General features: G+C 61.0%; 24 protein-coding genes. 9 read left to right on the top strand and 15 right to left on the bottom strand.

Annotated features, from left to right (window positions below):
• Window positions 1–165: 165 nt before the first annotated feature.
• Both ASD70_RS21390 and ASD70_RS21395 read left to right on the top strand, forming a co-directional pair.
• Window positions 166–1,416 carry an OprD family porin gene (locus ASD70_RS21390; RefSeq protein WP_056847402.1) on the top strand — a complete coding sequence of 417 codons (1,251 nt, stop codon included), beginning with the start codon at window positions 166–168 and terminating at the stop codon, window positions 1,414–1,416.
• An 83-nt stretch (window positions 1,417–1,499) separates the two neighbouring features.
• Entirely contained in the window at window positions 1,500–2,399 is a 900-nt protein-coding gene (locus ASD70_RS21395; RefSeq protein WP_056847403.1) for a polysaccharide deacetylase family protein, read from the top strand.
• Window positions 2,400–2,486: 87 nt separating this feature from the next.
• On the opposite strand, the gene pcaC is transcribed toward ASD70_RS21395, so the two are convergent.
• From pcaC to pcaR, 11 genes are all read right to left on the bottom strand, one after another.
• Window positions 2,487–2,882, bottom strand: a complete 396-nt coding sequence (gene pcaC, locus ASD70_RS21400) for a 4-carboxymuconolactone decarboxylase (RefSeq protein ID WP_046071356.1) — start codon at window positions 2,880–2,882, stop codon at window positions 2,487–2,489.
• Window positions 2,883–2,892: 10 nt separating this feature from the next.
• The gene (gene pcaD / locus ASD70_RS21405) at window positions 2,893–3,684 is read right to left on the bottom strand and encodes a 3-oxoadipate enol-lactonase (RefSeq protein WP_056847404.1); all 792 of its coding nucleotides are present in this window, start codon (window positions 3,682–3,684) and stop codon (window positions 2,893–2,895) included.
• 10 nt (window positions 3,685–3,694) lie between these two features.
• Entirely contained in the window at window positions 3,695–5,059 is a 1,365-nt protein-coding gene (locus ASD70_RS21410) for a 3-carboxy-cis,cis-muconate cycloisomerase (RefSeq protein ID WP_046071354.1), read from the bottom strand.
• A 10-nt stretch (window positions 5,060–5,069) separates the two neighbouring features.
• Window positions 5,070–6,365: an MFS family transporter gene (locus ASD70_RS21415; protein ID WP_046071353.1), complete on the bottom strand. Its 1,296-nt coding sequence runs from the start codon at window positions 6,363–6,365 to the stop codon at window positions 5,070–5,072.
• A 183-nt stretch (window positions 6,366–6,548) separates the two neighbouring features.
• Complete coding sequence (gene pcaG, locus ASD70_RS21420) at window positions 6,549–7,115, bottom strand: protocatechuate 3,4-dioxygenase subunit alpha (protein ID WP_046071352.1); 567 nt, start codon at window positions 7,113–7,115, stop codon at window positions 6,549–6,551.
• Window position 7,116: 1 nt separating this feature from the next.
• Complete coding sequence (gene pcaH / locus ASD70_RS21425; protein WP_046071351.1) at window positions 7,117–7,821, bottom strand: protocatechuate 3,4-dioxygenase subunit beta; 705 nt, start codon at window positions 7,819–7,821, stop codon at window positions 7,117–7,119.
• A gap of 14 nt (window positions 7,822–7,835) precedes the next feature.
• Window positions 7,836–9,041 (bottom strand): 3-oxoadipyl-CoA thiolase, encoded by a 1,206-nt coding sequence (gene pcaF, locus ASD70_RS21430; protein WP_177342329.1) that lies wholly within the window; start codon window positions 9,039–9,041, stop codon window positions 7,836–7,838.
• Window positions 9,038–9,817: a CoA-transferase subunit beta gene (locus ASD70_RS21435; RefSeq protein ID WP_034118527.1), complete on the bottom strand. Its 780-nt coding sequence runs from the start codon at window positions 9,815–9,817 to the stop codon at window positions 9,038–9,040. The genes pcaF and ASD70_RS21435 overlap by 4 nt, the downstream gene beginning before the upstream one ends.
• A complete protein-coding gene (locus ASD70_RS21440; protein WP_046071349.1) occupies window positions 9,817–10,674 on the bottom strand; it encodes a CoA transferase subunit A in 858 nt (285 codons plus the stop codon). Before ASD70_RS21440 ends, ASD70_RS21435 begins: the two co-directional genes overlap by 1 nt.
• Before the next feature lie 188 nt (window positions 10,675–10,862).
• Window positions 10,863–12,203, bottom strand: coding sequence for an MFS transporter (locus tag ASD70_RS21445; protein ID WP_056847406.1), 1,341 nt, complete (start codon window positions 12,201–12,203; stop codon window positions 10,863–10,865).
• Window positions 12,204–12,348: 145 nt separating this feature from the next.
• Window positions 12,349–13,191: a pca regulon transcriptional regulator PcaR gene (gene pcaR / locus ASD70_RS21450; protein WP_043049992.1), complete on the bottom strand. Its 843-nt coding sequence runs from the start codon at window positions 13,189–13,191 to the stop codon at window positions 12,349–12,351.
• Window positions 13,192–13,754: 563 nt separating this feature from the next.
• Between pcaR and ASD70_RS21455 the strand changes: the two genes are divergently transcribed.
• Both ASD70_RS21455 and ASD70_RS21460 read left to right on the top strand, forming a co-directional pair.
• The gene (locus ASD70_RS21455) at window positions 13,755–13,955 is read left to right on the top strand and encodes a hypothetical protein (RefSeq protein WP_003189295.1); all 201 of its coding nucleotides are present in this window, start codon (window positions 13,755–13,757) and stop codon (window positions 13,953–13,955) included.
• Window positions 13,956–14,287: 332 nt separating this feature from the next.
• Window positions 14,288–15,763 (top strand): inorganic phosphate transporter, encoded by a 1,476-nt coding sequence (locus ASD70_RS21460; protein ID WP_046071347.1) that lies wholly within the window; start codon window positions 14,288–14,290, stop codon window positions 15,761–15,763.
• A gap of 139 nt (window positions 15,764–15,902) precedes the next feature.
• On the opposite strand, the gene ccoM is transcribed toward ASD70_RS21460, so the two are convergent.
• A complete protein-coding gene (gene ccoM / locus ASD70_RS29840; RefSeq protein ID WP_017530457.1) occupies window positions 15,903–16,019 on the bottom strand; it encodes a cytochrome c oxidase subunit CcoM in 117 nt (38 codons plus the stop codon).
• Window positions 16,020–16,162: 143 nt separating this feature from the next.
• Complete coding sequence (locus tag ASD70_RS29165; RefSeq protein ID WP_164484814.1) at window positions 16,163–16,324, bottom strand: hypothetical protein; 162 nt, start codon at window positions 16,322–16,324, stop codon at window positions 16,163–16,165.
• Between the two features lie 133 nt (window positions 16,325–16,457).
• On the opposite strand from ASD70_RS29165, the gene ASD70_RS21470 reads away from it, so the two are divergent.
• From ASD70_RS21470 to ASD70_RS21480, 3 genes are all read left to right on the top strand, one after another.
• Complete coding sequence (locus ASD70_RS21470; protein WP_046071346.1) at window positions 16,458–17,330, top strand: LysR substrate-binding domain-containing protein; 873 nt, start codon at window positions 16,458–16,460, stop codon at window positions 17,328–17,330.
• A gap of 90 nt (window positions 17,331–17,420) precedes the next feature.
• The gene (locus ASD70_RS21475; RefSeq protein ID WP_046071345.1) at window positions 17,421–17,891 is read left to right on the top strand and encodes a RidA family protein; all 471 of its coding nucleotides are present in this window, start codon (window positions 17,421–17,423) and stop codon (window positions 17,889–17,891) included.
• Window positions 17,888–19,069 carry an aminotransferase class V-fold PLP-dependent enzyme gene (locus ASD70_RS21480; protein ID WP_056847407.1) on the top strand — a complete coding sequence of 394 codons (1,182 nt, stop codon included), beginning with the start codon at window positions 17,888–17,890 and terminating at the stop codon, window positions 19,067–19,069. The genes ASD70_RS21475 and ASD70_RS21480 overlap by 4 nt, the downstream gene beginning before the upstream one ends.
• On the opposite strand, the gene ASD70_RS21485 is transcribed toward ASD70_RS21480, so the two are convergent.
• The gene (locus tag ASD70_RS21485) at window positions 19,066–19,407 is read right to left on the bottom strand and encodes a hypothetical protein (RefSeq protein WP_056847408.1); all 342 of its coding nucleotides are present in this window, start codon (window positions 19,405–19,407) and stop codon (window positions 19,066–19,068) included. The genes ASD70_RS21480 and ASD70_RS21485 overlap by 4 nt on opposite strands.
• A gap of 219 nt (window positions 19,408–19,626) precedes the next feature.
• Here ASD70_RS21485 and rapA point away from each other — a divergent pair, with 219 nt between their 5' ends.
• A complete protein-coding gene (gene rapA / locus ASD70_RS21490) occupies window positions 19,627–22,473 on the top strand; it encodes an RNA polymerase-associated protein RapA (RefSeq protein WP_046071342.1) in 2,847 nt (948 codons plus the stop codon).
• A gap of 158 nt (window positions 22,474–22,631) precedes the next feature.
• Here the strand turns inward: rapA and ASD70_RS21495 are convergent, their stop codons facing one another.
• Window positions 22,632–23,978, bottom strand: coding sequence for a spinster family MFS transporter (locus ASD70_RS21495; RefSeq protein ID WP_056847409.1), 1,347 nt, complete (start codon window positions 23,976–23,978; stop codon window positions 22,632–22,634).
• 250 nt (window positions 23,979–24,228) lie between these two features.
• Here ASD70_RS21495 and ASD70_RS21500 point away from each other — a divergent pair, with 250 nt between their 5' ends.
• A complete protein-coding gene (locus ASD70_RS21500; RefSeq protein ID WP_056847410.1) occupies window positions 24,229–24,597 on the top strand; it encodes a YkgJ family cysteine cluster protein in 369 nt (122 codons plus the stop codon).
• Window positions 24,598–24,640: the final 43 nt, after the last annotated feature.

Genomic DNA, 24,640 nt, shown 5'->3' on the forward strand with positions numbered 1-24,640 from the left:
ACCGCTTCCCTCACCGGAAGCGGTTTTTTTATGCCTGGATTATTACCCCGCCAACTTGCGTTCGATCATCGCCCACAACCCACCCTGCCCCGGTTGAATAGCCCCCACACCGCCGCGCACCATGGCCGCCACCTGCATAACCCCAATAACAACAGGTCCTACGCCATGAGCACTTTCCAACCGCGCCAGCTGTTGCTGGCGACCGCTGTCGCCAGCCTTGCCCTTCCCGCTATCGCCGAAGAACACGGCTTTCTCGAAGACGCCAGCGCCAATCTCAACCTGCGTAATTTCTTCTTCAACCGCAATTACACCAACCCGACCAAGGCCCAGGGCGGTGCGCAGGAGTGGACGCAGAGTTTCATCCTCGACGCCAAGTCCGGCTTTACCCAAGGCACCGTAGGTTTTGGTGTGGATTTGCTCGGCTTGTACTCGCTCAAGCTCGATGGCGGACGTGGCACGGGCGGCACCCAGTTGCTGCCGCTGGACCATGATGGCCGGCCGGCGGACGAATTCGGACGCCTGGGCGTGGCCTTCAAGGCGCGGTTTTCCAATACGGAGCTGAAGGTAGGCGAATGGATGCCGGTGCTGCCGATCCTGCGTTCGGACGACGGCCGCTCCCTGCCGCAGACCCTGCGCGGCGGGCAGATCACCTCGAAGGAAATCGACGGCCTGACCCTGTATGGCGGCCAGTTCCGCGCCAACAGCCCGCGTGATGACGGCAGCATGAGCGACATGTCGATGCTCGGTAAAACTGCGTTTACTTCCGACCGTTTCAACTTCCAGGGTGCCGAATATGCGTTCAACGACAAGCGCACCCAGGTCGGCGTATGGAACGCCCAGCTCAAGGACATCTACAGTCAGCAATTCATCAACCTGATCCACAGCCAGCCCGTCGGCAACTGGACCCTCGGCGCCAACCTCGGGTTCTTCTACGGCAAGGACGACGGCAGCGCCCGCGCAGGCAGCCTGGACAACAAAACCTGGTCCGGCCTGTTCTCCGCCAGGTACGGCGGCAATACCTTCTACCTCGGCCTGCAAACACTCACCGGCAACAGCGCGTGGATGCGCGTCAATGGCACCAGTGGCGGCACCCTCGCCAATGACAGTTATAACTCGAGTTACGACAACGCCGAGGAAAAATCCTGGCAAGTGCGCCACGACTACAACTTCGCCGCTCTCGGCATACCCGGCCTGACGCTGATGAACCGTTATATCAGCGGCAGCAACGTGCACACCGGCACCATCAGCGACGGCAAGGAATGGGGCCGCGAGAGTGAAGTCGGCTATACGGTGCAGAGCGGCGCACTGAAGAATTTCAATGTACGTTGGCGCAATTCGAGCATGCGCCGGGACTACAGCAACAATGAGTTTGATGAAAACCGGTTGATCGTCAGCTATCCGATAAGTCTGCTGTAAACCGGCGTCAGACTTAAGGTATGGTGCGCGCCTGCCGCTGCTGATCCCCTTTGACAGCGGCCCCTATCGAGCCTGCGCCCCTCATGAGATCCCTTGCCATAGCAAGCGCATTGTTGGCCCTGGCCCTGTGCCTGAGCGGCTGCATCGGCGCACCTGTTGCCCTGACGCCGGCAACCCAGCAACGCTTGCAAACCCAGGCACCGATCCGCTTCCTGCTGACCTTCGATGACGGCCCCAGCGCCTCGGGCTACAACAATCCGAGCCGCTCAGTGATAGCCGACCTGGCGCACAACCCGGTACTGCCGGGTATCAAGGCGGTGTTCTTCCTGCAGACCGAAGCGGCCCGCTCCGGCGGCAGTTCCCGGGGGCGCAAGACCATGGAGCGCGAACATGCCGCCGGCCACATCCTGGCATTCCATACGGCAACGGCGCTTCATACTAACCATCGCTGGCTCAATGATGCCGAACTGGAACGCACCCTGACCGAAGGTGCCGCCGATATCGCCAGCATCACCGGCACGCCTCCGGTGCTGGTACGCCCGCCCTTCTGGAACTACGACAAGCGCACCTTCGCCGCCTACCAGCGGCATGGCCTGCAGGTGTTGCTGACGGACCTGAGCGCCAACGACGGCAAGATCTGGGGTTTCAATGGCAGCCCGCGCCGACGGGCCAATTTGTACCGACAGTTGTCACTGGTACGTGAACGCATTGCCCTGGGCGAATTACCGACGGTGGACGGCGTTATCCCCGTGGTGGTGACTTTCCACGATATCAACCGCTACACCGCGCGACATATGCAGGAGTACTTGCAGATCCTGATGGACAGCGCGCAAATCAACGGTTTGAACACCGCTGTCGAGCCTTTCTACACCGACACCACCCAGCTTCAACAGGCGGCGCTGGCACGTACGGTGAAGGTCGTAAGCGAGCCCGTGCACCTGCCAGGCGTATGGAATTGGGTATGGGATGCCGATTCACGCTGATCTCTGCAGGTTGTAGTGATCAGAAATGTGGGAGGCGCGGTGCGACGATTCGACTTGCCCCCTCCCACAGGTTGACCGTATTTCAACTCAGGTTTCTCGGGACTCAACGCCCAATTCATCCCACACCGACTCAGCCAGGTGAAAGGTTGCATTTGCCGCCGGAATACCGCAGTAAATCGCACTCTGCATCAACACTTCCTTGATCTCGGCGCGGGTCACCCCATTGCTGGCAGCGGCGCGCAGGTGCAATTTCAGTTCTTCACTGCGGTTCATGCCGATCAGCATCGCAATAGTGATCAGGCTGCGGGTATGCCGAGGCAGTCCGGGGCGCGTCCAGATATCACCCCAGGCGTGGCGGGTGATCATTTCCTGGAACTCGCTGTTGAACTCGGTCAGGGCATTGAGGCTGCGATCAACATGGGTATCGCCCAGTACTTCGCGGCGCACTTGCAGGCCGTCGGCGTAACGTTGTTTCTCGTCCACAAAAAGCTCCTCAGCGGGCCAGCAGGAATTTAATCACCCGGTCGCTGAATGCAGCGCCGGCTTGCACATTGGACAGGTGCGCCGCATAGAACTCGGCGTATTCGGCGCCGCGCACATGGCTCTGGATAAAGTGGCTTCCGGCGGGCGGCGTCACGGCGTCTTCAGTGCCGGCAATGACCAGGGTCGGCACCTTGATCAACGACAATTGCTCACGAAAATCTGCATCGCGCACCGCACCGCAGTTAGCGGCATACCCCTTGGGCGAAGTAGCCGCGAGCATGTCGGTGATCTGCTTGGCCTGGTGCGGATTGGCGGCAGCAAAATCCGCTGTGAACCAGCGCGCAATCGAGGCATCACGCAGGGCCACCATCGCGGCTGAGCCATCGCGCAGGACCATTTCGATGCGTGAATTCCAGGTGTCCGGCGTGCCGATCTTGGCGGCGGTATTGCATACCACCAGGCGTTGCAGGCGTTCGCTGGCGTGGATGCCCAGCCATTGGCCGATCAAGCCGCCCATGGACAGGCCGCAAAAATGCGCACGCTGGATACCCAGCGCATCCAGCAGGGCAATCACGTCTCGGCCCAGTTGCTCGATGCTGTACGGCCCTTCGGTCACCAGGGATTTGCCATGGCCACGGGTGTCGTAGCGCAACACGCGAAAATGCTCGGTGAACGCCGGGATCTGGATGTCCCACATATGCAAGTCGGTGCCCAGGGAGTTGGACAGCACCAGCACCGGTGCGCCCTCGGGCCCCTCCAATTGGTAATGCAGTTCGCCCTCGGCGAGTTGTACAAAAGCCACAGCAGTCTCCTCAGGCAGTCAAGGCAAAGTGTTCGGTCACTGCACGGGTGACCCAGGTGTGCGCCTGGCCCAGGTAATGGGCCGGGTCGAGCAGGCGATCCAGTTCAGCCGCAGACAGCTCGGCGGTCACTTGCGGTTCATCCGCCAATACTTCACGCAAGTGGCGCCGCTCGGTCACGGCGCGTTTGCAGCACTGCTCCAGCAGATGGTGGGCGGTGTCGCGGCCCAGGCGCTGGGCAAGCACGATGCTGACAGCTTCGGCTAGCAGCAGGCCCTGGGTCAGGTCGAGGTTCTGCGCCATGCGCTCGGGGTCGACCTCCAGCCCTTCACTGACCAACACCGCCTGTTGCAAGGCGCCGGACACCAACCGACAAATCTCCGGCAGGGTTTCCCATTCGGCATGCCACAAGCCCAGGCTGCGTTCATGCTCCTGGGGCATGGCACTGAACATCGTCGCCACCAGGCCCGGTACGCGGGTGGCGGCGCTGATCAGTACCGCGGCGCCCACAGGGTTGCGCTTGTGGGGCATGGTCGAAGAACCACCCTTGCCCGGCGCCGCAGGTTCAAATACCTCCGCCGCTTCTGTTTGCATCAACAGGCTGATATCGCGACCCAGCTTGCCGAGGCTGCCGGCGATCAGGCCGAGCACGCTGGCAAATTCCACCAGGCGATCACGCTGGGTATGCCAGGGTTGTTCGGGCAAGCCCAACTGCAATTCAGCGGCCAAGGCTTCGGCGACGGGCATGGCGTGTTCGCCGAGCGCTGCCAAAGTGCCGGACGCGCCGCCGAACTGCAGCACCAGCAAACGCGGCTTCAACTCGGCAAGGCGCTGGCGACTGCGCGTCACGGCGCCCAGCCAACCAGCGATTTTCATGCCCAGGGTGACCGGTGTCGCGTGTTGCAACCAAGTACGCCCGGCCAATGGCACGGCGGCGTAACGCTGGGCCTGGGCAGCCAGCACATCGCCCAGGCGCGCCAGGTCCGCTTCGATCAACCCCAGTGCCTGGCGCAACTGCAGCACCAGGCCAGTGTCCATCACGTCCTGGCTGGTCGCGCCCAGATGCACATAGCGCTCGGCGCCGGGATCTTCACTGGCAATCAACTTGCCCAGTGCCTTGACCAACGGAATCGCCGAGTTGCCTGCCGTGGCAATCGCCACGCCGAGGGCGTCCACGTCGTAGAGCGAAGCCAGGCAAGCCTGGGCAATCGGCGCCACGGCGGCCTGCGGAATCAACCCGACCTGGGCCTCAGCCCGGGCCAGCGCGGCCTCGAAATCCAGCATGCCCTGCAGGCGTCCCTGGTCGCAGAACACTTCCGCCATGCTGCCGGCGGTGAAGTAAGCGTCGAACAGTTGATTGCTCGTGCGCAGCGTCATAACTCGTCCCTTATAGATCGTGGTGCAGGTAAGCCGCCTGTTTCGGCAGGCGCAAGCTGAACAGGAAGGCCACCGCCATCATCGCAGTGACGTACCAATAAAAGGTGTTTTCCATGCCGATGGATTTCAAGCTCAGCGCGACCACTTCCGCGGAGCCACCAAACACTGCGTTCGCCACGGCATAGGCCAGGCCCACGCCCAAGGCACGTACCTGGGGCGGGAACATCTCGGCTTTGACCAGGCCGCTGATAGAGGTGTAGAAGCTGACAATCGCCAGGGCCAGGGTAATCAGCACAAAGGCCAGGAACGGGCTGGTCACGGTTTTCAGGGTCAACAGGATCGGCACGGTGAACAGGGTGCCAAGGCCGGCGAACCAGAGCATGGAATTACGCCGGCCGATCTTGTCGGCCAGCATGCCGAACAGCGGCTGCATGCACATGTACAGAAACAGCGCCCCGGTCATGATGTAGCTGGACGTCTTGGCGTGCATACCCACGGTGTTCACCAGGTACTTCTGCATGTAGGTGGTGAAGGTATAGAAAATCAGCGAGCCACCGGCGGTGTAGCCAAGCACGGTGATGAAGGCTTTGCCGTGGTCGCGAAACAGCGCGACGATACTGCCGGCGTCCTTGTCTTCGCGCATTTCCTTGCTGGTGGTTTCTTTCAGGGTGCGGCGCAGCAGCAGGGAGATCACCGCAGCAATCGCGCCGATCACAAAAGGAATGCGCCAGCCCCAGGCACGCAATTCTTCTTCGGTGAGGATCTGCTGCAGGATCACCACCACCAACACCGCCAGCAACTGGCCGCCGATCAGGGTCACGTACTGGAACGAGGCGAAGAAACCGCGCTGGCCCTTGAGCGCGACTTCACTCATGTAGGTCGCCGTGGTGCCGTATTCGCCCCCCACCGACAAGCCCTGGAACAGCCGCGCCACCAACAGTAGCGCCGGCGCCCAGGCACCGATGTCGTTATAGGTGGGCAGGAAGGCGATGACCAGGGAACCGGCGCACATCATCAGCACCGAGATCATCATCGAGTTCTTGCGCCCGTGCTTGTCGGCCACCCGGCCAAACAACCAGCCGCCGATAGGCCGCATCAGGAACCCGGCGGCGAACACGCCGGCGGTGTTGAGCAGCTGCACCGTGGGATCGTCGGAGGGGAAAAACGCCGGGGCGAAATAAATCGCGCAGAAGGCGTAGACGTAGAAGTCGAACCATTCGACAAGGTTGCCGGATGAGGCACCGACAATCGCAAAAATCCGTTTGCTGCGTTCTTCTCCGGTGTAGTGGCTGGTTGTTGTTGTCATGTTTTTTCACTCAGTGGGAACGGTTATAGCCTAGACATACTTTGCAACAACCATGTTCCGCAAGCAGACTTTTGGGTATGCAGTGACTGTAAGGGCCTCATCGGGGGCAAGCCCCCTCCCACATTTGGACTTGTGACATTCAATGTGGGAGGGGGCTTGCTCCCGATGAGGCCTACAGCCAACTCAGTAATCGAAAAACACCGTTTCCTTGTCTGTCCCCTGCAAAATCACATTCCACTGATGCACACCCTGCGCGTCCGCCTTGGCAATCAAGGTACCGCGACGCTCTGCTGGCACACATGCCAACAGCGGGTCATCGCCATTGAGCGCCTCGCCGTCAAAATAAATCCGCGTCAGCAAGTGCTTCACCAGCCCCCGGGCAAATACCAGTACCACCAGATGCGGCGCCTGGGTCGTGCCTTTCAATCCCGGCACACTGCCTGGTTTGATGGTGGTAAAGCGAAAGCGCCCTTCGGCATCTACCGGCACCCGGCCGAAGCCTTCGAAGTTGGGGTCAAGCGCCTTGTCCTGCTCATCCTCAGGGTGGTCGTATTTGCCGGCGGCATTGGCCTGCCAGACTTCCAGCATGGCGTCGTTGACGATATCGCCGTTGCCGTCCAGCACTTGCCCGCTGATCGCCACGCGTTCGCCGAGGGTCGCGGCTACCGTCAGGTCTTCGCGGTTCAGCCAGGTCAGGCCGATGTGGTAATAAGGCCCGACGGTGTGGGACGTGGTTGCGTAGAGTGTCATCTCATTTCTCCATCGGCGTGGCGTCGCGGCCGCGCAGGACGATGTCCCAGCGGTAACCGAGAGCGTAGGACGGAACGGTTTTTTCCAGGTCGAATCGCGCGATCAAGCGCTCCTTGGCACTGGTATCCGGTACACAGTTGTAGATTGGGTCGTATTCCAGCAACGGGTCACCGGGGAAATACATTTGCGTCACCAACCGCGTCAGCACACTGGGGCCGAACAGCGAAAAGTGGATATGCGCCGGGCGCCATGCATTGTGGTGGTTGCCCCACGGGTACGCGCCGGGCTTGATGGTCTGGAACTGGTACCAGCCATCGGCGTCGGTGACGGTGCGCCCGGTGCCGGTGAAATTCGGGTCCAGCGGTGCATCGTGCAGGTCGCGCTTGTGGTTGTAGCGACCAGCGGCGTTGGCCTGCCAGATCTCCACGAGGATGCCCGGCACCGGTAGGCCGTTCTCATCGAGTACGCGGCCGTGAATGATGATGCGCTCGCCTTGGGGCTCGCCTTCATGCTGGGCCGTCAGGTCGTTGTCCTTCTCATTGATACGCTCGGCGCCGATGATCGGGCCGGTGATTTCCGACAAGGAATGGGGCAGGAACACCAATGGCTGGGACGGCGAACGCAGGTTCGTCGACTGGTAGGCCGGGTGCAGGTAATCAGGTTGGGTACCCGCGTGCGGGCGCCGGTAACCGGGCTTGTCACTCATGGAGCAATCCTCTCTTATTGGACGCGTTCAATCGCCAGGGCCAGCCCTTGGCCGACACCCACGCACATGGTCGCCAGGCCTTTGCTGCCGCCGGTTTTTTCCAATTGGTGCAGGGCCGTCAGGACCAGCCGCGCACCGCTCATGCCCAGGGGGTGGCCGAGGGCGATGGCGCCACCGTTCGGGTTGACCTGGGGGGCATCGTCGGCAAGCCCCAGTTCGCGCAGCACTGCCAGGCCTTGGCTGGCAAAGGCTTCGTTGAGTTCAATCACATCAAAGTCAGTGACCGCCAACCCCAGGCGCTCCACCAGCTTGCGCACCGCAGGCACCGGGCCGATACCCATCAGACGCGGGGCGACACCGGCACTGGCCATGCCCAGTACGCGGGCGCGGGCAGTGAGACCGTGTTTCTTTACCGCTTCGGCAGACGCGAGGATCAATGCCGCAGCGCCGTCGTTCACGCCCGAAGCGTTGCCGGCAGTGACGGTCTTGTCCGGACCGTTGACTGGCTTGAGCTTGGCCAGGGCTTCCAGGCTGGTGTCCCGTGGGTGCTCATCGTGCTCCACTACAGTTTCACCTTTTTTATGGGCGACCCGCACCGGCACGATTTCCTCGGCGAAGAAGCCGGCGGCTTGTGCGGCGGCGGTGCGCTGCTGGCTGCGCAGGGCGAAAGCGTCCTGGTCGGCGCGGGAAACCTGATAGTCGTCGGCGACATTGTCGGCGGTCTGCGGCATGGCATCCACACCGTACTGGGCCTTCATCAGCGGGTTGATAAAGCGCCAGCCGATGGTGGTGTCCTCCAGCTTCATGTTGCGCGAAAACGCCGCATCAGCCTTGCCCATCACGAAGGGAGCACGGGACATCGACTCGACGCCACCGGCAATCGCCAGCTCCATTTCGCCGCTGGCGATGGCGCGAAAGGCCGTGCCGATGGCATCCATGCCCGAGGCGCACAGACGGTTGAGGGTCACGCCCGGAACGCTTTCCGGCAGCCCCGCCAGCAACAGTGCCATGCGCGCCACGTTGCGGTTGTCTTCGCCGGCCTGGTTGGCGCAGCCGAGGAACACCTCGTCCACTGCATTCCAATCCACCGAGGGGTTGCGCTCGATCAGCGCCTTGATCGGCAGCGCCGCCAGGTCATCGGCGCGTACAGTCGACAAGCCGCCGCCAAAACGGCCGATAGGCGTGCGAATGGCATCACAGATGAATACGTCGCGCATCAGGCTTCTCCCGGCGCTTGGCCGTGGGCCGCGGCCGTGCGTGCTTCGAGGTCACGCAGGGCGGTCAGTTCTGTCTCGGTGGGTTCAGCCGTGGTGCTGACCTGGTCGGCAAAGCGAATCGCCCAACCGGTGGCGGCCACTACCTGTTCACGGGTCACGCCGGGATGCAGCGCGGTGACCACGAATTCATGGCTGCCCTCCTCCGGTTCCATGATGCACAGGTCGGTAATGATGCCTACGGGTCCTGCGCCGGGCAGGCCAAGACGCTTGCGTGAGTCGCCGCCTTCGCCGTGACCGACAGAGGTGATGAAGTCCAGCTTGTCGACAAACGAACGGGACGATTGCTTAAGGATGATCAGCACGCTCTTGGCCGAACCGGCAATCTCCGGCGCGCCACCGGCACCGGGCAAACGCACCTTGGGCTGGTGATAGTCACCGACCACGGTGGTGTTGATATTGCCGAACCGATCAACCTGGGCCGCGCCGAGAAAGCCCACATCAATGCGCCCGCCCTGCAGCCAATAGCGAAAGATCTCACCGGTGGGCACCACGGTGTCGGCGGTCTCCGCCAACTCGCCATCGCCGATGGACAGCGGCAGCACGCTGGGCTTGGCCCCAATCGGGCCGGACTCGTAGATCAGCACCACGTCGGGCGATGAAGTCAGGCGCGCCAGGTTGGCGGCCTTGGACGGCAGACCGATGCCGACGAAGCACACCGAGCCGTTCTGCAAGCGGCGTGCAGCGGCGACGGTCATCATTTCATTAGTGGAGTAAGCCATTACTTGGCCTCCTGCGCGGTGGCCAGCTTGGCCCGGAATTCATTGAAATCGGCGGTGCCGTGGATGTATTCGTCGATCCAAGCAGTAAAGGTTTCACGGTCGCGGGCAATCGGGTCCCACGCCTGGTAGAAACGGTTATCGCGCTCGTTGTAGCCGTGGGCGTAGGAGGGATGTGCACCTCCGGGTACGAGGCATACCGCCGTCAGCGCCCAGGTCGGCAACACGCAGCTGTTCATCGGTGCATTCAGGTCATCGACGATTTCCTCGACGGTGACGATGCAGCGCTTGGCCGCCAGGGCCGCTTCCTTCTGCACGCCGAGAATGCCCCAGAGCAGCACGTTGCCCTTGCGATCGGCTTTCTGTGCGTGGATCACGGTGATGTCCGGACGTACCGACGGTACCGCCGCCAGCACTTCACCAGTAAACGGGCAGGTAACGGTCTTGATCAGTGGGTTGACCTTGGGCAAGTCAGAACCGGCGTAGGCACGCAGTACCGCGAACGGTAGGCCCGATGCCCCGGCGACGTAGGCATTGGCCAGGTCGGCGTGGCTGTGTTCTTCGATCTCCAGAGGCTGCGGCCATTGCTTCTCGACCGCGTCGCGCAGCCGATGCAGGGAGCCCACACCCGGGTTGCCGCCCCAGGAAAAAATCAACTTGCGCGCACAGCCGGCACCGATCAACTGGTCGTAGATCAGGTCAGGGGTCATACGTACCAGTGTCAGGTCTTTTTTGCCTTGACGAATGATTTCATGACCTGCGGCCGTGGGGATCAGGTGGGTAAAGCCTTCGAGGGCGACGGTATCGCCGTCGTTCACGAAGCGCTTGACCGCATCACGCAGAGTGAGGATTTCAGCCATGGGGTTGGGCTCCCGCTGTTGATCAAAAAAGGCGCTGAGGGGGCGCCGAAGTGCTTGAAGGTTAAGCCGGGGATAGGGGCCAAACAATCCGATAATCGACGCAGCGTTCGATAAACGAACAGATTGTTACCTAGCTAACCTTCAAATGTGGGAGGGGCAAGCCCCCCCACATTTGATCCCCGCCAGGCTTAGGTGGCGTCGGCATGGCTGACCATGCCCTTGATCACCACCGCAGCCGTGGCCAACGCCGCCGGGATCACCAGTGCCGTAAGCACCTGCTCGAAATTCCAACCCAGGCCCAGCAAGGTGGCGCCCATCCATGCGCCCAGAATTGCGCCGAAGCGGCCAATGCCAAGCATCCACGACACACCGGTGGCACGCCCCTGGGTTGGGTAGAACCGTGCGGCCAGGGACGGCATCGCCGATTGCGCACCGTTGACGCACATCCCGGCGATCAGCACGAGGGTCGCCAGTAGCGTGATATTGCCCAGGCTCTGCCCGACCGCGTAGGCAAACACTCCGGCCAACAGATAGAAGGTACCGATCACTTTGTGCGGGTTGAACCGGTCCATCGCCCAGCCCACGCCCACTGCACTCAACACCCCGCCAAACTGGAACAACGCGCCGATAAACGCGGCCTGTTCCATGCTGGCGCCGCTGTCGCGCATCAACGTGGGCAGCCAACTGGTCAGCAGGTACACAATCACCAGGCCCATGAAGTAAGTGAGCCACAACAGCAAGGTGCCGGCGCTGTAGGTGCCCGAGAAGATCACCGCGAACACATTGCGGGCCTTGACGGTTTTTTGCTCCGGCACGCTGAAAGCGCTGGCTTGGGCGACGATACCGGGCTCGATGGGGGCAAGGGTTTTGCGCACCTTGTCGGTGCCGCGATTGCGTACCACCAGGTAACGCGCCGATTCCGGCAACCACGCCAACAGCACCAGCGCCAGGATCAATGGCAGGATGCCGCCAATCAGCAACAGGCTGTGCCAACCGAAGGCTGGGATCAGCTTGGCCGAAATAAACCCACCGCCAGCCATGCCCAGGTTGAAGCCGCAGAACATGCTGGTCACCAGCAACGACTTATGGCGCTCGGGGGTGTATTCGGAGAGCAAGGTAGTGGCATTCGGCATGCCGGCGCCCAGGCCCAGCCCGGTGAGAAAGCGCAGCACCAGCAACTGATCGACATTACTGCTGTAGGCCGACGCCAAGCTGAACGCTCCAAACACCACCACCGCGCCCACCAACACGACTTTACGGCCAAAGCGATCGGCCAGCGGGCCGGAACCCAGTGCGCCGAACACCATGCCGATCAACGCGGCGCTCATCACCGGGCCGAGGCTGGCGCGATCGATGCCCCAGTCCTGGGACAGTGCCGGTGCGATAAAGCCCATGGCCGCTGTATCGAGCCCGTCAAGAAAGACAATCAGGAAACATAGAATGACCACGCGCCACTGATAGCGTGACAGTGGCTGGGTATTGATGAAGGACTGCACGTCCAGGGTGGTACCGACAGAAGGCTGATTCATTATTTTTATTCCACACCGATGGCGGGCTGACGACCTCAGGTCATCATTATTATTGGGCAGCTCCTCAGAGCGCTGCCGCACATTAATAAGCCAGGGGAAACACCGTCAATCGAGCCAACCGGGATCTGTGCGGTCACCGAACAGCTTAGGCAAACAACTGCGCACTCAACTCGCGGCTGGCGCTGAGCATGCTCGGCAAAAAGCGCTGCTCCAACTCACTGCGGCTGACCCGTCCGGCATGGGTGCTGACATTGAGCGCGGCCAGTACCTGGCCAGACGCGTCATACACCGGTACCGCAATAGAACGCAGGCCCTGCTCCAGTTCCTGGTCGACAATGCACCAGCCTTGCTGACGGACCTGTTGCAGGCATTCGAACAGGGCTTCAGGCGTGGTCAAGGTACGGCTGGTCTTGGTTTGCAGGTCGGCATGCTGGAGATAGTCCTGCAACGAAGCATCGTCGAGAGCGGCCAGCAAAATCCGCCCCATGGACGTGCAATACGCCGGCAGCCGCCCACCCACAGACAAATCAACGGAGATCAGCCGCTGGGTGGTGGCCGAACGGGCGATATAGAGGATGTCATCGCCCTCGAGGGTGGCCATGTTGCAGGCTTCATGCAGCTGCTCGCTCATGCGGTCCAGATAGGGTTGGGCCGACACGGCCAACGGTGTGGACGACAGATAGGCGTGACCAAGGGTCAGCACTTTAGGCAACAACGAGTAGGTGCGCCCATCGGTGGTGGCGTAGCCAAGCTTGATCAGGGTATGCAGGCAACGACGCACGGCGGCGCGGGGGATTTCCGTGCGATGGCTGATCTGGGCGATGGTCAGGTGCCGCTTGCGTTCCTGGAACGCCTGCACCACGGCCAGGCCACGGGCCAGGGAGGTCATGAAATCCGGATCACCGGTGAAGGCCTGGATGCGCTTGGCCGGTGATGCCACGATCGGCGGCGCCACTGATGCAAAGGAGTTGCGCAATTGATCGTTCATTTCAGGGGTCCTTTCTCTTGTTTTCACCACGGGAGGGTTGGCCGCCATTACAAGCCGTGCCGGACGCGATGCACAAGACAGCGCCGGCAACATTGGGCGATTATCGGACAATCATGCGATTATCGCAATTTGACCCGCACTGGCGCGCCCCCTGTGGTCAACGTTTCAGATTTGCCTGATAAATCCAAAAAATGTGGCCGTTTACCCTGCCCTTTAGAATGAACGTAGACATTAGGATGACGGCGTTCACAAATACTGGCGCCCGCATGTAATAAAACCCTCACACAACGTTGACGCTTTTTAACTTCGTAGTGATAGTGTTATTCAAATGCGCCGCTATAATGCAACCTGTGCAGAGGTCAGCCCGATATCACTATCGGAATTGGAGCTCGCCAGGCGCTGCGGGATGTATGCAGCGACGGTCACAATACCCGCTTAAAAGAACTGCCCTCAGGTCTGCATTCCAAGTTGAACAGTTCGACTGTTCAACCTGAAACCATCCGAGGACGACTTTCAGGCATGACGCTGCGCAATCAATAAACTTAACTCAATTAGGTAACACTGTGACGAAAGATGAACTGCGCGCGGAACTTGAGCGCCAGGAGCAACGTTACAAGGACGTCTACGGCGGGGAAGTCACCACCTACGCTGCGCAACCTGAGCCAGAACGCAAGCCATGGCGCAAGCGAGCCAGCCTGCTCGACCAAGCCTTTGCCCAGGAAATCCAAAAGATAGAACAGGAACTCAAGACTGAAGAGCCATAAGCACTTGCGTTCGAGCTTCCAGGGTCTGCTGTCTCTGCCGGTCCACCACTGGCAGAGGGCTCCATGGCGCACCGCCCGCTGGTCAGTAACCTACGGCCGCCAACGAAATTTCATACAAATGTTTCAGGCATGACATTTTCATGACCAACGCCGGTCTTTTCCGGCCTGAGCTTTATAAATCAAAGACTTGCCAAAGCCCCGAAAACCCTGGGATGCGTCCATCCTGGCGCGGGTTTTTCAATGAAGATTGTTACCGATGAGCAGCTAATGCATCGATTACCGATGTTTTCTGGCATAATCGCGCCCCCTTACGACCGGGTCAGAAAACCTTCATGATCGATTTATTCAGCGGACTGGATGCTTGGGTTCTAGTGAGCCTGTTGCTCGCCCTGGCCTTTGTCCTCGCCTTCGAGTTCATCAATGGCTTTCATGACACCGCTAACGCGGTGGCCACAGTCATCTATACCAAAGCCATGCCGCCACACCTGGCCGTGTTCTTTTCCGGGGTGTTCAATTTCCTCGGCGTATTGCTCGGTGGTGTCGGTGTCGCCTACGCCATCGTGCATTTGCTGCCGGTGGAGTTGCTGATCAATGTGAACACCGGCCATGGCTTGGCGATGGTCTTCTCTTTATTGGCTGCGGCTATCACCTGGAACCTGGGCACTTGGTACTTTGGTATCCCCGCCTCCAGCTCCCACACCCTGATCGGCTCGATCCTCGGTGTCGGCCTGGCCAATGCCCTGATCAACGACATCCCCCTGGCTGACGGTGTGAACTGGCAGAAAGCCGTGGATATCGGCGCGTCCCTGGTGTTCTCGCCGATGGCCGGCTTTCTGGTCGCAGCCCTGGTGCTGATCGGCCTGAAGTGGTGGCGCCCGCTGTCGAAGATGCACAAGACTCCGGACCAGCGCCGCAAGCTAGACGACAAGAAACACCCGCCGTTCTGGAACCGCCTGGTCCTGGTGATTTCGGCCATGGCCGTCAGCTTCGTACACGGCTCCAACGACGGCCAGAAAGGTATCGGCCTGATCATGCTGGTGCTGATCGGTATCGTGCCGGCGCAGTTCGTCCTTGACCTGGGCAGCACAACCTACCAGATCGAGCGTACCCGCGACGCGACCCTGCACCTGAACCAGTTCTACCAGCGTAACCACGAGACCCTGGGCGAGTTCCTGGCCCTGGGCAAAAGCGTGAAGGATGACCTGCCGGGCAAGTTCCGCTGCAACCCGCAGCAGACCGAACCGACGATCAACGCGCTGCTGGGCACCTTGAAAGGCGTTTCGGACTACCACTCGCTGACTGCCGACCACCGCATTGAAGTACGTCGCTACCTGCTCTGCCTGGACGACACCGCGAAGAAAGTCGGCAAGCTGCCAGGCCTGGATTCCCGTGAGAAGTCCGACCTCGACAAGCTGCGCAAAGACCTGACCGCCACCACCGAGTACGCCCCGTTCTGGGTGATCCTTGCGGTCGCACTCGCCCTGGGCCTGGGCACCATGGTGGGCTGGAAGCGCGTGGTACTGACTATCGGCGAGAAGATCGGCAAGCAGGGCATGACCTATGCCCAGGGCATGTCGGCCCAGATCACCACCGCCACCATGATCGGCTTCGCCAATATCTTCGCTCTGCCGGTGTCCACCACCCACGTGCTGTCTTCAGGCGTCGCGGGCACCATGGTCGCCAACAAGAGCGGCCTGCAAGGCGGCACCGTCAAGACCATCTTGATGGCCTGGATATTGACCCTGCCGGCGACCGTGGGCCTGTCGGCCGGGTTGTTCTGGTTGGCGTCCAAGGCATTGGGCAACTGATAGCCAGCCGGCCATAAAAAAGGTGCGATCCGCGAGGGTCGCACCTTTTTTATATTCGCGGTTAGAGAAAAGCAGAGCAAAAAAAAGGGCGACCGAAGTCGCCCAAAATGCCTTGCGTGCCCATGTAATCCGGAAAAACCTAAGGTTTTTTACGCTTGTTCGCGTCTTTCCAGATAAAAAATCCAAACCCTACAAAAAACAGCACCATGAGGCTTACAGTCAGCACTCCGGCAAAAACCACATTATCGATAAACATGACCGGCCTCCTGCACTTGCCCTGTTGCGATAGGGCTAAGTTAATGGAGAAGGCGCAGTGGGAAATTGATCAGGATCAATGTCGCCCATAAGAGGGCGTAAAGAAGGGTAATAACTGACCTGCATCAATGGATGCAGGCTGTTTCAACGCTTTTTCGGTTTGTTTTTCGACTTCTTCTTGGTTTTTCCCAAGGGCATGGCTTGTTCAAAGGCTTGGCGCACTTCATTCAAGCGTTTGTCATTGAGGTCGTGTACACGCTTGGCGCGTTCGGCATTCAGGTCAATCAGCTTATCGTCATCACTCATGGCTTGGCTTACGTCGTGGCGGGAATACCCCAATAATGCGGCCTGCCCCGCCCCACGGCAAATCAGCGGGCGACAAAATGCAGGGCATCGACCAAAATCGGCACCTTCCACTCGACCCAGGAGACGCATCCAGGTGGCCTTGCACAACGACCTTCCACCGCTGCTGGCCCTGCGCGCCTTCGAAGCCGTGGCGCGGCACTTGAGCTTTATCAAGGCGGCGGACGAGTTGTCGGTGACCCAAAGCGCGCTGAGCCATCAGGTGCACAAGCTCGAACAGCATTTGGGCAAGCCGCTGTTTATCCGGCGTACCCGTGCGATTGATCTGACATTGGACGGGCAACACTACTACGATCAAATCCGCCCGGCCCTGGAAGCCATCGGCGCGGCAACTCGCAGCCAACGTGTGGCCCCCAGCGCCGGCGTACTGCGCATCGGCGTGCTGGCGTCGTTCGCCACGCTATGGCTGGCACCGCGCCTGGCCGACTTTCTGCAGCGCTACCCGCACATCCAGGTAGAGTTGCTGCCCGCGATCCAACTGGCCAACGTCGCCACGGCCGAGGTTGACCTGGCCATCCGTTACGGCAAGGGCGATTGGCCCGACGTGCAGGCCACACGCCTGATGCCCGAAATCCTGTCCCCGGTGTGCAGCCCGGGTTTCAAGGCCAGGCAGATGCCCCATGGCGCCTTGTTGATGGCAACTTCGCACCGCCCTTTCGAATGGACGGACTGGTCTGCCCATTACCGGGTCGACCTCAGCCCCTACCCCCGCGTCATGCTGCATGACTACAACATTGTGGTCGAAGCCACCGTGGCCGGCCAGGGTATCGCCATGGGCCGCCATCGCCTGATCGAGCGCAGACTCCAGGAAGGCAGCCTGGTCCAGGCGTTTGACTGGCCGCCCTATCACAGTGAAATCGGCTATTGGCTGATCGCACCCCAAGGCCCGCTCAGCCAAGCGGCCGAGTGTTTCAGCCAGTGGCTCAAGCAAACCTGCGCAAACGCGTGAGTTTTTTCGATACGTCGATTGAGATCTATCCGTTTGTCGGCCATCGCGTCAATCGACATGCTCAAACCTCCTGAACCTGGAGGCTTCACCATGACCGATTCCATCCGCCAACGCGTACACGCCCTCGGCCTGATACTGCCAACGCCCAGCCAGCCGGCGGCCAACTACATCAGCCATGTCATCAGCCAACACCAACTGTTTATCTCCGGACAAATTCCCCTGGTCGATGGTAAACCGGCCTACATCGGGCGCCTGGGCGATTCCCTCAGCGATGAACAAGGCACCCACGCGGCGGAACTGGCGGCGCTGGGCCTGCTGGGGCAATTGAGCGATGCGCTGGGGGACGACCTGTCGCGTGTAACGCGTACCCTGCGCCTGGGCGTATTCATCGCCAGCACTGCCGAATTCCAGCACCAGAGCGTGGTCGCCAATGGCGCCTCGAACCTGCTGGTCAATGCCCTGGGCGATAAGGGCCGACATGTGCGCACCGCCATAGGCGTCTGCAGTTTGCCTGCCGGCGTCGCCGTCGAGGTGGATGCCATTTTCGAGCTGCAACCGTGAGCGCGCTGGACATCCAGCAATTGCGCGACACCACGCCCGGCTGTCAGTCGGGCATCGTGCATTTCAACCACGCAGGAGCGTCCTTGCCCAGCCAGGCGACACTGGACGCCATCATCGAGCAGTTGCATTGTGAGGCCCGCGACGGCCCGATGGAGGCCGGCGAACGGGGCGCCGTGCTGGTGGAAAAAGCCCGCCGCGCCGCCGGACAGTTGCTCAATGCGCCGGCGTCGTCGATTGCCTTCGCCAGCAGTGGCTCCACAGCCTGGAGCATGGCGTTCCAGGCGTTGGGGCCTTGGCAGCCGGGCGACCGCATCCTGGTGGGCCGCCATGAATGGGGCGGCAACCTGGCGAGCATGGCGCTGGCCGTGCAAGCGGGTGCACAGGTGGAGGTGATCCCCTGTGACGCCGCCGGCGCGGTCTGCCCGGTGGCACTTGAGGCAATGCTCGACGCCCATGTGAAGCTGATCGACCTTACCTGGCTACCGGCCAACAGTGGCCTGATCAACCCGGCCCAGGCCATCGGCGCGGTAGCCCGGCGGCATGCCATCCCCTACTTTATCGACGCCGGCCAAGCCGTCGGCCAGGTGCCAGTGGATGTGCAAGCGTTGCAGTGCGACGTGCTCAAGTCCGCCGGTCGCAAACACCTGCGCGGGCCTCGCGGTACCGCACTGCTCTATATACGGCCTGATTTTCTCCAGCACCTGAACCCCGTCCAGCGCGACGTGTTTTCAGCGCCCTGGACTGCCGAGGGCTTCGACTTGCGCAACGATGCCCGGCGTTTCGAAACCAGCGAAGTGTCCTTCGCCTTGCTGGCAGGCTTGGGCAATGCGTTGCAAGAGATCAATCGATGGGGGATCGAGCGGGTGTGGGAGAGGGTCTCGCAGACCAGCACACGTATCCGCGAAGCACTGCGTCAGCTACCGCAGATTACCCTGCACGACTTGGGCACCACGCATTCAGGTTTGATCGCTTTCAACCTGGCTGGCTGGGATAGCTTTGAACTCAAGCGGCGCCTGGGATTGAAGCGCATCAACATCGGCGCCAATGGTATCGCCTACACGCCGCTGGATATGCAAGCACGCGGGCTGGCAAGCATTGCACGAATATCCGTCAGCCCGCTCAACACCGATGATGACATCGAGCGGCTGATGACGGCCCTGGTTGAACTGATCGATTAAACCTCGATATCCACCCACAGGCCCTGGCGCGGCGCATCTTCGATCAGCGGCGCCACGGGAACAGTGTTGTCAGCGTTGAGCAGGTCGCCGGGAATGGGCAGGTGCTGCTGCGCCTCATCGTCGGCTTCACGCTGGCGCTTCTGTTGATCTTGCTGGCGACGTTGTTCTTCGCGCAGCAGAAAGGTCGATTGCTCGGCATCGCCCTTCTTCAGGTCGATGGTGCTCTCGTTGGAGCCCGGTTGAACGGGGACCACCGGCGGAATATCCGGCTTCTGGCGTGCCGGATCGAGTTGCGACGTGACCGGCACAACACTGACGGGCAGCATGGGTGGAAGCATGATAGTTATTCTCCTGATCAACAGGCTGTCGGCGGATGGCAAGGCGACTTGAGCACCGGCGTGCCAAGCTGTGACCCAGTCGACACTCGCAAGTGCCCGCCACCCGTCGATTCAACTCCCGGCGCACCTCACAAACAGCGTAGTTTTTGTCAGAGTCCTTGGGCGCAGGGGCTTGTTCCGTTAAGATAGTCGGCTTTTTCACGGCGGGAGTCAGGCAGCATGGCGCAGCAGTATCAACCGGGGCAACGCTGGATTAGTGACAGCGAAGCAGAGCTGGGGTTAGGCACCGTTCTGGCACAGGACGGGCGCTTGTTGACCGTGCTCTATCCGGCCACTGGCGACACCCGCCAGTATGCGCTACGGAATGCGCCCCTCACTCGCGTGAGGTTTTCGCCGGGTGACACCATCACCCATTTCGAAGGCTGGAAAATGACCGTACAGGAAGTCGACGACGTCGATGGCCTGCTGGTCTACCACGGCCTCAACGGGCAGAACGAGCAGGTCACCCTGCCGGAAACCCAACTGTCCAACTTTATCCAGTTCCGCCTGGCCAGCGACCGTCTGTTCGCCGGGCAGATCGACCCGCTGGCCTGGTTCTCGCTGCGCTATCACACCCTGGAACACACCAGCCGCCAACTGCAATCATCATTGTGGGGCCTGGGTGGCGTACGCGCGCAACCTATTGCGCACCAACTGCACATCGCCCGTGAAGTCGCTGACCGTATCGCGCCACGAGTCTTGCTGGCTGACGAAGTGGGCCTGGGCAAGACCATCGAAGCGGGCCTGGTGATCCATCGCCAACTGCTCTCGGGCCGTGCCAGCCGCGTGCTGATCCTGGTCCCGGAAAACCTGCAACACCAGTGGCTGGTGGAAATGCGCCGCCGCTTCAACCTGCAGGTCGCGCTGTTCGATGAAGAGCGCTTTATCGAAAGCGATGCCACCAACCCGTTCGAAGACACCCAGCTTGCACTCGTTGCGCTGGAATGGCTGGTGGATGACGAGAAGGCCCAGGACGCGCTGTTTGCGGCCGGCTGGGATTTGCTGGTGGTCGACGAAGCCCACCACCTGGTGTGGCATGAAGACAAGGCCAGCGCCGAATACAGCCTGGTCGAGCAGCTTGCCGAGGTCATTCCCGGCGTCCTGCTGCTGACCGCCACCCCGGAACAACTCGGCCAGGACAGCCACTTTGCGCGGCTGCGCCTGCTCGACCCAAACCGTTTCCACGACCTGCAAGCCTTCCGCGCCGAGAGCGAGAACTATCGCCCGGTTGCCGAGGCCGTGCAGGAACTGCTGGACAAGGGCCGCCTGTCACCGGCCGCGCACAAGACTATCCAGGGTTTCCTCGGTAACGAAGGCGAAGCCCTGCTCACCGCCGTCAACGATGGCGACAGCGAAGCCAGCGCCCGCCTGGTGCGTGAACTGCTTGACCGTCACGGCACCGGCCGCGTGCTGTTCCGCAATACCCGTGCCGCCGTGCAGGGCTTCCCCGAGCGCAAGCTGCACGCCTACCCGCTGCCGAACCCGGATGAATACCTCGAATTGCCTTTGGGCGAACACGCCGAGCTGTACCCGGAAGTCAGCTTCCAGGCGCAACCGGACATCGAGGAAGAAAACCGCTGGTGGCGCTTCGACCCACGGGTCGAGTGGCTGATCGACCAACTGAAAATGCTCAAGCGCACCAAGGTCCTTGTGATCTGCGCCCACGCCGAAACCGCCATGGACCTGGAAGACGCCCTGCGCGTGCGCTCCGGCATCCCGGCCACGGTGTTCCACGAGGGCATGAACATCCTCGAGCGTGACCGCGCCGCCGCCTACTTCGCCGATGAAGAGTTCGGTGCCCAGGTGCTGATCTGTTCGGAAATCGGCAGTGAAGGCCGCAACTTCCAGTTCTCCCATCACCTGGTGCTGTTCGACCTGCCGTCCCACCCCGACCTGCTGGAACAGCGTATTGGCCGTCTGGACCGGATCGGCCAGAAACACGTGATCGAACTGCACGTACCGTACCTGGAAACCAGCCCGCAACAGCGCCTGTTCCAGTGGTACCACGAAGCGCTCAACGCCTTCCTCAATACCTGCCCGACCGGCAACGCCTTGCAGCATCAGTTCGGCCCGCGCCTGCTGCCATTGCTGGAAGCTGCCGACGACGGCGAGTGGCAAGCCCTGATCGACGAAGCCCGTGCCGAGCGCGAACGCCTGGAGCAGGAGCTGCACACCGGTCGTGACCGCTTGCTGGAACTCAACTCCGGCGGCGCCGGTGAAGGCGATGCGCTGGTCGAAGACATCCTCGAGCAAGACGACCAGTTCGCCCTGCCGATCTATATGGAAACCCTGTTCGACGCCTTCGGCATCGACAGCGAGGACCATTCGGAAAACGCGCTGATCTTGAAGCCCAGCGAAAAAATGCTCGACGCCAGCTTCCCCCTGGGTGACGACGAGGGTGTGACCATCACCTACGACCGCAACCAGGCACTGTCGCGCGAAGACATGCAGTTCATCACTTGGGAACACCCAATGGTGCAAGGCGGCATGGACCTGGTACTGTCCGGCTCAATGGGCAACACCGCCGTGGCGTTGATCAAGAACAAGGCGCTCAAACCGGGCACTGTGTTGCTGGAACTGCTCTACGTCAGCGAAGTGGTGGCGCCGCGCTCGCTGCAACTGGGCCGCTACCTGCCACCGGCCGCCCTGCGCTGCCTGCTGGATGCCAATGGCAACGACCTCTCGGGTCGCGTGTCGTTTGTGACCTTGAACGACCAACTGGAAAGCGTGCCACGGGCCAGCGCCAACAAGTTCGTACAGGCCCAGCGCGACCAGCTCACACCGCGCATCAACGCCGGTGAAGAGAAGATCGCCCCGCGCCACGCCGAGCGTGTGGCCGAGGCCAAGCGCCGCCTGGCGGCGGACACCGACGAAGAACTGGCGCGCCTGACCGCACTGCAAGCGGTCAACCCCACCGTGCGTGACAGCGAGCTGGTTGCCTTGCGCAATCAACGCGAGCAAGGCCTGGCCATGCTCGACAAGGCGGCACTGCGCTTGGAAGCGATTCGGGTGTTGGTCGCGGGTTGATCATTCGCTGCCAATGAGGAGGCCCGCTTAGTGCGGGCCTTTTTTATTGGTCCTGAGGGCCTCATCGGGGCCAAGCCCCTCCCACACTGACCGAGTAGGGTTCAGACAACTCGGTCAAATGTGGGAGGGGGCTTGCCCCCGATAGGGTCACCTCGGTCTCATGCCGTTACCGCAGAAGCCGGCACTTGAACCCCACTCAGCCCATCCTTCATGCGCTTGGCATCGCGCACAAAACTACGTGACGCCTGGAACAAAAACAGCATGGTCAAGAACAGCGCCACCGGAATCAGGTACATGGCGTCATGCAACCCCACGGCTTTATAAGCCTCAGTCATCTGCTCCGCTCCCGCCGCGTACATTGCCGAATGGGCAAAGTGATCAGACAGCCCGCCCACCACAATCGGTCCCATCCCGCCGCCGAGCAAATACAAACCGGCAAAGAACAGCGCCATTGCCGTAGCGCGCAGGCGCGGTTCGACCACATCCTGGATCGCCGTATAAACGCAAGTGTAGAAGTTGTAGGCAAACAACCAGCCCACACTGAACAGCGCGACAAACACGCCAATTTCTATACGTCCGGCATGCAAGGCCCAGGCGGTAGTCACCGTGGAGATAATCAAGCTGCACGCGGCAAACAGCAGACGGCCATTGGCGATCCGCTGATGAATCTTGTCGGCAATCCAGCCGCCCAGGGTCAAGCCCACCAGGCCGGTCAAACCGACAATCACACCCGTCGCGACAGCCGCATTCTGCAATGGCATCAGAAAATACCGTTGCAGCATCGGCACCAGGAACGAGTTGCACGCATACGTAGCAAAGTTAAAGCACAGCCCGGCGAGCACCAGCCAGAGAAAGGTCGGCACCGCCAGCACGCGACGGATCGGGCGGTCGACGCGCTCCTGGGAGACTTGCACGGTTTCCGCCGCGCCGCGCTTGGGTTCTTTTATATAGAACATGAACACCGCCAGGATCAGCCCCGGCACCGCCGCGATAAAGAACGGCGCACGCCAGCTGTCGAAAGCCTTGACCATCCAGCCGATGGTAAAGAACGCCAGCAACAGGCCCAACGGCAGACCGAGCATGAAAATGCCCATGGCTCGCGCACGGCGGTGGGCGGGAAACAGGTCGCCAATCAGCGAGTTGGCAGCCGGCGCATAGCTGGCCTCGCCAATACCAATGCCCATGCGCACCAGCAGGAAGGTCCAGAAACTGCCGACCAAGCCGTTGACTGCCGTCAGCCCGCTCCAGGCGAACAGGCCCCAGCCCATCAATTTGCTGCGTGAGCCAGTATCGGCCAGGCGCCCGAGCGGCAGCCCGGCGATGGCGTAGACAATGGTAAAGGCGGTGCCGATGATCCCGAGCTGGAAGTCGCTCAGGTGCCATTCCATGCGAATGGGCTCGATGATGATCGCGGGGATGGTGCGATCAAAGAAATTGAACAGGTTGGCGAGGAACAGCAGGAACAGAATGCGCCAGGCATTCGCCGCTTGGGTCGAGTTCTGCATGGGTCCGTCTCTTTTATTGTTATGAGAGCTGCGATGCCCGACGCATCCTGCCCGGTACCTGCAACATAATCAGGCTGGCAGCGGTTGTCTGTAATGATTCGTAAAGCTGATAGGGCATGATTTCACCCGATAACGCGGGATTTCACCCACAAAAATATAAGTGCTTGCCCCCCTTCCCAATGGCCTTGGCACGGATAGAATGGCGAGCCTTCCGTTGCACCCTCCTCTTACCTTCTTATCGATGACGCCCATGTCCGAAGCCAGTCCGTGTCTGAATTGCGGTGCCTGCTGTTCACACTTTCGTGTGTCTTTCTTTTGGGGCGAGTGCGCCTCATCCGGGGGTACGGTGCCCGATGACCTGGTGGTGCAGATCAACCCCAGCCGAGTGGCGATGATCGGTACCGACCAGAAGCCCGCGCGGTGTTGCAGCCTTGAAGGTGAGGTTGGGCAGGCAACCAGTTGCTCGATCTATGAACAGCGTTCCAGCGTATGCCGCGAGTTCGATTCTTCCTGGAGCCAGGGGGTGCAAAATGTCGACTGCGATGCGGCGCGCGCCGCGTTCGGCCTGGCCCCCCTTGAGGAGCAACACTTCGAACTGGAATTGCCCATCAGTGCTTAGCACCAAACGCTATGTGTCGCATGCCAAAATCATTGAAATCAAA

It is taken from the genome of Pseudomonas sp. Root569 (assembly GCF_001427465.1).
Taxonomy (GTDB): Bacteria; Pseudomonadota; Gammaproteobacteria; order Pseudomonadales; family Pseudomonadaceae; genus Aquipseudomonas; species Aquipseudomonas synxantha.